The 2,358-nt window shown below is 63.5% G+C and carries 2 protein-coding genes and 1 pseudogene; all 3 read left to right on the top strand.

What is annotated here, in order from left to right:
- Positions 1-457: 457 nt before the first annotated feature.
- Positions 458-934: a GNAT family N-acetyltransferase gene (locus ACLQ7E_RS18975; RefSeq protein ID WP_411734137.1), complete on the top strand. Its 477-nt coding sequence runs from the start codon at positions 458-460 to the stop codon at positions 932-934.
- Between the two features lie 188 nt (positions 935-1,122).
- Positions 1,123-2,010 carry a PhzF family phenazine biosynthesis protein gene (locus tag ACLQ7E_RS18970; RefSeq protein WP_411734136.1) on the top strand — a complete coding sequence of 296 codons (888 nt, stop codon included), beginning with the start codon at positions 1,123-1,125 and terminating at the stop codon, positions 2,008-2,010.
- A gap of 251 nt (positions 2,011-2,261) precedes the next feature.
- Positions 2,262-2,358 (top strand): annotated as a pseudogene (locus ACLQ7E_RS18965) (RidA family protein); the annotation flags it as partial.

The following is a 2,358-nucleotide window of genomic DNA, read 5'->3' as shown; positions in this document are numbered from 1 at the left end:
TGCAAATGGTTGATCTCCACGGCCCGGGGGAATGCCTCCCGCGCGTTGGGTCCTATGCATCCACCCCATTGCACGACTCCCGCACCTAGGGGCTCTTCGTCCCTCCAGGCGATCAGGTACGTCGTGTCTCCGGCGAGCTGGCCGGAGTGGTGCGATTCATGCACACCCCCGTGAACCTTCCAGCGTGAGGAAAGTATGGCGAGGTCATCGTCTGTGCAGGGGCGAATGTCCATGCCCCCATTAAACATGCCGGACTAGAAAAGAAGGAGGCAATCGCGGGCAAAAACAGGCCGTTATTTGGCGGTGCTGAACAGCAATGGCACAAAGAATGTCCGGTTAGGGTTCCGTTATCGGTGCATTGCGTCGACACATTGCCGGGGTGTGGTGACTTGCAGATTCAGGACCACTCGGTGCCCTTGATAAGTTGGCCAAAACACCCCACCGCGAAAGGTCCCCAATGCCGTGCCCTCCCTCGATCACGCTGCGCCCATTCCAGGAGGCGGACACGGCATTCTTCGCCGGCATGGCCTCCGACGAACGGGTGACCCGCTACATCGGCGACGGCCGGCCCTGGGACGAACAAACCATCCAGGAACGCATCCGCGCGGCCCTCCAAGAAGACCCGCTCGATCAGGTTGGTGCCTCTCGCTGGTTCCTGGCCACCGAGGCAAATGCGCCCGTCGGCATCGTGGTCTCGTCCTGCAAGGACGCGGGCGTGGAAGTCGGATACTGGGTCTCCCCGGACCACTGGGGCCGAGGCATCGCCGGGGCCATGCTCGACGCCGCCCTGGCCAGCATTCCCGACACCTACGGCTCCCGGAACCTGCTAGCCCGCGTGGACCCCGCCAACGCGGTCTCCGCCAAGTTGCTCACCCGCCGCGGATTCCAACTGGACACCCACGTTGAGGGCCTTGACCACTACACCCTGGTGTAATGATCCGGTTCTAGGAATCCCTCCTACCGACTGGCAGCACACACTGGCCAATGCAGCACAACAACCTCTAATCCATTTGCGGCCTCAGCAGTCCGGCTGTTCCGCAGCACCCCTTGCCAACGGACAACGGACCGTGGCGGCCACATGTCCCAGACGGTTCATCGAACCGGGGGCGAAAGGAAGAAACCATGCAGAGCCAACCAGTACCAACAACATCCGGAGAGACCGAAGAGTCGCGGCGCAATTTCGTGAAGGTCCCCCTGGTGCAGATCGATGCGTTTGCCGATGCACTCTTCGAAGGCAACCCGGCAGCCGTCATGCCCCTGCCCGAATGGTTGCCGGACACGGTCCTCCAGCAGGCGGCAACGGAGAACAACCTCTCCGAGACGGCATTCCTGGTCAAGGACCTGCCCGTCGGGATCCAGACCCCGGACCCGGCCCACCCGTCGTACCATCTGCGCTGGTTCACCCCGGCCGTGGAGGTGGACCTGTGCGGGCATGCGACCATGGCCGCTGCCTCCTACCTCTTTGACGACGTGCACCCCCAGGCCGAAAAGCTCCAGTTCCACACCCGCAGCGGCTGGCTCACGGTGACCCGCCCGGCCGAGGGCCAGTACACCATGGACTTCCCCTCCGAGCTCCCCGCGCCGGTTGCCATCGACCCAGACATAGCCAAGGCCCTCGGGGTCCCGGTGAGCGAGGCATTGAAGGCCACCGACCACATCTACATGGTCGAAGACGCCCAAACCGTCATCGACCTGGCACCGGACCTCGCATTCCTGGCTTCCTTGCCGGTGCGCGGGACCATTGTCACGGCCCCGGGCACCGGAACCGACTACGATTTCGTCTCCCGCTGGTTCGGGGCCGAGGCAGGCGTGTCCGAGGACCCTGTCACCGGGTCCGCCCACTGCCAGCTCGCCCCGCTCTGGGCCGAACGCCTCGGCAAGCAGGAAATGCTGGCACGCCAGGCATCGGCCCGCGGCGGAACCGTGCACATCGACTTCGCGGGCGAACGCACAATATTGACCGGGCGTTGCGTCCGCTTCATGGAAGGAACCGCGACCCTTCCCCGCTGAGGCAACTCGCCCGGCCGAGCTTCCTATCGATGGGTCGAATTCCCTGCCATCGAGTTTGGGTGCCGAGCCAGGATTCGATGGCAGGGTTCTCCCAGCAGTTGTCCCGGTGAGGGTTCCTCTTTCGGAACAAACACGTACCGGAATCCGTGCTACGTCCCACCACTGTTCCAGCGACCGGCTTGCGGGCTTGTGGGCTCATCACGACTGGCGATGATGATTGTCGATGTCAGCGGTTCATGCCATCGTGAGGCATGACTATTGAACGCATCCGCCCCGAGGGGCTTGTCCACAGTCCAGCCTTCAGTCACGTCGCCATTGTGCCGGCCGGTGCAACCACAATCTACGTTG

This window comes from Paeniglutamicibacter sp. (genome assembly GCF_046714615.1).
GTDB lineage: Bacteria > Actinomycetota > Actinomycetes > Actinomycetales > Micrococcaceae > Paeniglutamicibacter.
This window is presented reverse-complemented; position numbering and strand designations above follow the sequence as displayed.